3 protein-coding genes and 1 pseudogene are annotated in these 6,061 nt (G+C 70.4%); 2 read left to right on the forward strand and 2 right to left on the reverse strand.

Annotated features, from left to right (window positions below):
* On the reverse strand, nt 1–2,396 hold a 2,396-nt coding region (locus SSQG_RS06220; RefSeq protein ID WP_003988872.1), incomplete at its 3' end, for a sensor histidine kinase.
* Between the two features lie 401 nt (nt 2,397–2,797).
* Between SSQG_RS06220 and SSQG_RS06225 the strand changes: the two genes are divergently transcribed.
* Nucleotides 2,798–3,316 carry a hypothetical protein gene (locus SSQG_RS06225; RefSeq protein ID WP_425315015.1) on the forward strand — a complete coding sequence of 173 codons (519 nt, stop codon included), beginning with the start codon at nt 2,798–2,800 and terminating at the stop codon, nt 3,314–3,316.
* A gap of 116 nt (nt 3,317–3,432) precedes the next feature.
* The gene (locus tag SSQG_RS06230) at nt 3,433–4,995 is read left to right on the forward strand and encodes an APC family permease (RefSeq protein WP_003988874.1); all 1,563 of its coding nucleotides are present in this window, start codon (nt 3,433–3,435) and stop codon (nt 4,993–4,995) included.
* A 24-nt stretch (nt 4,996–5,019) separates the two neighbouring features.
* Here the strand turns inward: SSQG_RS06230 and SSQG_RS06235 are convergent.
* Nucleotides 5,020–6,061, reverse strand: a pseudogene (locus SSQG_RS06235) (hypothetical protein); the annotation flags it as partial.

Consider the following 6,061-nt stretch of genomic DNA (forward strand, 5'->3'; position numbering starts at 1 on the left):
CGGAAGCGGGGGCGGGCCCTCGGGCTCCGTTCGGCCGGCAAGCCGGGGTGGTCTCCTCGTCCGTCCTCCCCCGCCGGGTGCGCTGCTCGGTGACCGGGCGTCCGTGGGAGCTGACCAGCTTGGGGGTGTGGCGGCGGGGCAGCTGGACCGGTGCGCTCAGCCCGTCGTCGCTGTCGAAAAAGATCCGCTGCGCCGCGGGCGTCGCTCTGCTGGTGCGGGTCGCGGCGGCCGGCCGTGTCGTCCTGGGCGCCGGTGAGGGAGGTGCAAGGGAGGAACAGGCCGCCGTAATCGCTGTCCTCGACCTCGAGGGCGCCGGGGAAGTCGCGGATGGCGTCGAGGTCGACGGGGGCCTCCAGCTCGACCGGTCCGTCCAGGAGGGAGGCCGGCAGCCCGGGGCGCTGCGCCGTCCCTTGGGCCAGCGCGGCGCGGCGGGTGTCCCGCGGTTCGTTCTCCGCGGCCAGCTGGGGGCGGTCGAGGCGGAACCCGATGCCGTTGGTGTCCGGGATGTCGTCCGTGAGCAGCGCGTCGGCGATGAAGACGACGGCGGTCGTGCCGCCGTACGGGGAGGGCTGGAGGGAGACGCGGACGTTCTGTCGCTGGGCGAGACGGCTGACCACGAACAGGCCGAGCCGGTCGGTGTCGGACAGTTCGAACTCCGGGGTCTCGGCGAGCCGGAGGTTGGCGTCCAGAAGCGCTTCCGCGGCCATGCCGAGTCCACGGTCGTGGATCTCCAGGGTGAAGCCGTTGGCGACCCGCTCGCCCACGACCTGGACCGCGGTGTGCGGGGGCGAGAAGACCGTGGCGTTCTCGAGGAGTTCGGCCACGAGGTGCGTGACGTCGGCGACGGCCGGGCCGGTGACGGCGATACGCGGAAGGCGACGGACCTCGATGCGCTCGTAGTCCTCCACCTCGGCGACGGCGGCACGGACCACGTCCATGAGCTGGACGGGCTTGCGCCACTGCCGGGAGGGCGCGGCGCCGGAGAGGATCACGAGGCCCTCGGCGTGCCGGCGCATACGGGTGGTGAGGTGGTCGAGACGGAACAGGTCGGCGAGTTCCTCGGTGTCCTCGGTCCTGCGCTCCATGGCGTCGAGCAGGGTGAGCTGCTTGTGGAGCAGGACCTGGCTGCGGCGCGCGAGGTTGACGAAGACCTCGGAGACACCGGCACGCAGCTCGGCCTGTTTGACGGCGGCTTCGACGGCGGCGCGCTGGAGGGTATTGAGGGCCTGGCCGACCTCGCCCATCTCGTTCTTGTCGTACTCCAGGTGCGGGACCTCGGTCTCGATGTCGACCTGCTCGCCCGCCGAGAGGCGGCGCATCACGCTGGGCAGCCGCACCCCGGACGCCTCGTGGGCCTCCAGGCGCAGCTGCCGCAGGTCGCGGATCAGGGTGCGGCCGACGCGCACGGACAGGAAGAGGGAGACCAGCAGCGCGATCAGGCCGAGCGCGCCGGCGATGACCGCCTTGGCGATGACGCCCACGGCCACCGGGTGGACGCGGTCCTGATAGCGGTCGTTGGCCTGGTCGTTGAGGGTACCGAGCTCGTCGAGCACGTTCCCGGCGGCGCTGTCCCAGCTCTTCGCCGTGACGCCACGGGGTGTTCCGGCCCCCGAGGCGACGGCCGCTTCCTCGGCCACCCGCAGCGGCGCGGTGGAGGCGTTCTTCCAGAAGCTCTCGTAGCGGTCGCGCTCGGCCACGGGCAGCAGCGGCAGGTTGACGTCGTACATCAGGGTGCGCTGGGCCACGAGGTCGGAGACGTCACGCTCCTCGGAGTGCGAGATCTCGCCGACGACCAGGGCGGAGCCGAGGAGGGCGTCCTCGCGGGCGAGCAGTTCGCGGGCGCGGGCGAGATTGACCAGCGCGCGGTACTGCTTGTCCAGTTCTACGTTGTCGACCACGTGCAGGTTGGCCAGCAGGACGTAGCACGGGTCGACCAGCCGGTTGTAGAGGTCGAGTGCCTGGGAGCGGTTGACGGTGCCGTCCTCGACGCTGCGGCGCAGCGACTCGATGCCGTCGAAGGCGTCCAGGACCGCGGTCAGCCGCTCGTCGGTGTCGGCTCCCATCGCGTCGCGCACATCGGGGTTCCGCGCGTTCTCGCGGATGCTGCCGACGGCTTCGTCGGTGGCGCTCCGGCTGCGCCGGAGCGCGGCGAGGCCGTCGGAGGCACGGGGATCGGCGAGGTAGACGAGGGTCTGGCGGCGTTCCTCCTGGAGGACCCGGACGGTGTCCTCGATGGGGTAGCCGATCTTCTCCACCACGGACGACACGTTGAACAGGTCGCCCGCCTCACGTCCCGTGAGCACCGTGGCGAAGGACCAGATCGCGGTCAGGGACACCAGCGGCACGAGAAGCAGCGCCACGATCTTCCGGCGGATGGACTTCCCGCGAAAGCGCATGGCCTCCCCCAGCTCGGGCCCCCGGCTACCGGGGGTACACATGTGCGTCAACAAACGGCGCGAGCCTACTACCGACCCACAGGGAACTCGAAGACCGGTCCGGAAGCTGAACTTCCGCGCCAGCCACGAGGCATGGTGAGTTGTCCGGGCATTGAGGGAGTTGTCTCCCCGAAACCGATGGTCGGCGCACGAGCCGACCCCCACGATCCGTCTGGTTGGTTGGCTGAAATTTTTCGGTTCCCGGGAATCTTCATGACGAGTTGCTCGTCCTTCTCCATGGGAAATGGGGGCGGAATCGGCCACAGGGGCCGCATCCCGCATCTGGGCGGCGTAAAAGAGCGCAAGCCGGGCAGCCACTGGGGAGCACGGGTCTTCGGATGCGGGCGAGCGGTCTGCTGGCGGTGGGGAGTGACACAGTGATGGGCACGGCGGAACGGCGCAGGACGCCCGGGGCTGATGAGGCGTATGTGACGCCACAACGGTCTGCCGAAGCGAGTGATCGCGACAATCCCGTCGGCAACGCGGGGCCCTACCGGCCACTGTGGGTCGAGGAGCCCGCGCGGCGGCGCCGATTGCCGGATCCGGTACGGACGGCGGCGGTTCGCGCGGTACTCCTCATCGCCGTGACGCTGCTCCAGGCCATGGTGGCCTTCCTGTGCACGATGGCAGGGTCCTGGCTGGCGTTCCCCATGGTGATCAGCAGCGTGGTCAGCACGATCGCGGCCACCTGGGGAGCGCTCGACGTGTGGGTGACGCGTCAGGTCTGGTCCCAGCGCCACGGCGTGGTGTCGATGCCGAGCAGCACGGCACGGGCCCTGCGACGCGAGCGGCGCCGGTCCCGGCGCCAGGCGCGCGCTGACGAGCGGGCGCAGGAGCGCATACGCCGAAGGGGCGGGGCCGGGCAGTTGTCCCACCCGTGAGCCAGGGCTGAACCGAGTCGGGTGCCGGGCACGCCCTCGGGCGGCGACGATTCGCCCGGCACCCGGGACGGCGTGCATCTGGCGCAACACCCGTCCCACACCACAGGGTTGGCTGCATGAGTGGAACCGCGCAGCCCGCACACCCGCATGGCCAGGACGACGCCGAGCTCACCGAGTTCGGCTACAGACCCGAACTGAAACGCACCCTCGGCAACTTCCACACCTTCGCCGCCGGGATCAGCTACATCTCGATCCTGACCGGCACCTTCCAGTTGTTCTACTTCGGCTACGGCAGCGGCGGCCCCGCCTACTGGTGGTCATGGCCCATGGTCTTCGTCGGCCAGTTCATGGTCGCCCTGTGCTTCGCGGAGCTCGCGGCCCGGTATCCCGTCGCGGGTTCCGTCTACAACTGGTCGAAGAAGATCGGCAATCCGCATCTGGGCTGGCTCGCCGGCTGGATGATGCTGATCGCATCGATCGTATCCATAGCCGCGGTGGCGCTGGCCTACCAGCTGACGTTGCCGCAGATCTCGTCGTTCTTCCAGTTCGTGGGGGACGGCACCGGCAGGTACGACGTGGCGACCAACGCGGTCGTCCTGGCCGCGGTGCTGATCCTGTTCACGACGTTGGTGAACGCCTTCGGCGTCAAGCTGATGGCCACCATCAACACGGCGGGCGTCTTCATCGAGTTGATCGCCACCGTCGTGCTGATCGTCCTGTTCGCGGTCCATGTCACACGCGGTCCGCAGGTGGTCATGGAGACGCACGGCACCGGCGCGGGGTACGGCAACGGCTATCTGGGCGCCTTCCTGGTGGCCTCGTTGGCCTCCGCCTACGTCATGTACGGCTTCGACACGGCGGCCTCGCTGGGCGAGGAGTCCCTGGACCCGACGCGCAACGCGCCGCGCGCGATCATCCGGGCCATCGTCGCCTCGTTCGTTCTCGGCGGCCTGATCCTGCTCCTCGCCCTGATGAGCGTCTCCAGCCTCAAGGGCGAGAAGCTGTCCACGGACGGCCTGCAGTACATCGTGCTGGACGTACTCGGCCCGACGGCGGGCAAGGCGATGCTGTGGTGCGTGCTGATCGCGGTGACGGTGTGCGCGCTGGCGGTCCACACGGCGGCGGTCCGACTGGCGTTCGCGATGGCCCGCGACAACAATCTGCCCGCGTCCTCACGGCTGGCCAGGTGCCATCCGCGGTTCCAGACGCCGGTGCTGCCGACCGTGATCATCGGGGTCCTCGCGCTGGCGATCCTGGTGGTCAACATCCGCCAGCCGCAGATCTTCACCGTCGTCACCAGCATCGGCATCATCATGATCTACCTCGCGTATCTGGGCGTCACGGTGCCGATGCTGGCGGCCCGGCTGCGCGGCAGGTGGCAGCCCGCGGACGGGGGCCGGTTCTCGCTGGGCCGGTGGGGCCTGCCGGTCAACATCCTGGCCGTGCTGTGGGGCGCGGGCATGACGCTGAACCTGATCTGGCCACGGGCAGCGGTCTACAACGCCGCGGCCCCCTACCACTGGTACCTGCGCTGGGGGGCGGTGCTGTTCGTCGCCGTCATCGCCGGCGGCGGCTTCGCGTACTACTGGTTCGTCCAGCGGCACAGGACCGGCGTGCTCGCCGAGCACCGTTCGGAGGTCACCGCCGAACCGCCGCTCACCGCGCGGGAAGGCGCCTGACCCCCACCGTGCCCCCGGGCGCTCCTACTGGGGGCGTTTGTACATCCTGGTCGCTGTGATCTCGCTGCGTACGGCCTCTCCCGCCTGGGGCTGCTGCGGCAGACCCGGGCGGAGGTGTTCCTCGACACTGATGTACTTGAGGCCCGCCCTCAGATCGGCGTCGTTACGCATGCGGATGACGAGGGGGAACTCCGCCAGCGCCGTGGTGTCGAACAGGCCGGTGGTGTAGAGGAGCTGGACGCCCAGGGCATCCGACACCGCGCGCTGGAGCTCCAGCAGATACGTGGCGTTGGCGCGGCCGATGGGGTTGTCGAGGAAGAGCGTGCCGGCGTGCCGGTGCTTGTCGCGGCCCCGGTCGTTGCTCCGCAGCGCGGCCATCGTGCAGTACAGGGCGATGGCCGCGGTGAGGAGCTGGCCGCCGGAGAAGACGTCGCCCATCTGCCCGACGGGGACACGCTCGGCGCGCAGCACCGCGTCGGGCTTGAGGATCTCGACGGCGACGCCCTTGGGCTGCAGGGCCGCTGCGACGCCCCGCAGCAGCAGGGACATGCCGTCGCGCCGCAGGTCGGAGTTCTTCTTGACGGCGGCACGGGTCGCCTCGTCGATGACCTCGCCGAGCCGCTCGGTGAGCGTGGCCTGGTCGGGCTCCTCGAAGCGGATGCGCAGGAACTCCTGCCCCGACCACTCACCGAGGCCCTCCGGGAGCCGGGAGAGCCGCTGGGCGGAACGCAGGGTGGCCAGGGCCGACTCGACGAGCCCGCGCAGGCGGTCCACGATCGAGTCGCGGTTGCGCTCCAGCTGCTCCAGCTCGTCCGTCAGGACGCGGAGCCGGGGCGCGAAGGCGTCGGCCCATTTCTGGGCGTGCTCGGGCAGTGCGGAGGCGGGCAGTTCGCGGATCTGCTGGCGTGCCGGGGTGCGGACCTGCTCGTAGCGCGTGGAGTTGGCGTGCCGGACGAGGATGTCACTGGCCTCGCGGACGGCGGCCTCGGCGGCGGACAGGTCGGCGGCGCAGCCGCGCAGGGAGCGGCGGGCCTCGGCGGCCGACTGCCGGGCCTCCTCCGGGCTG

This window comes from Streptomyces viridochromogenes DSM 40736, assembly GCF_000158955.1.
Classification (GTDB): domain Bacteria; phylum Actinomycetota; class Actinomycetes; order Streptomycetales; family Streptomycetaceae; genus Streptomyces; species Streptomyces venetus.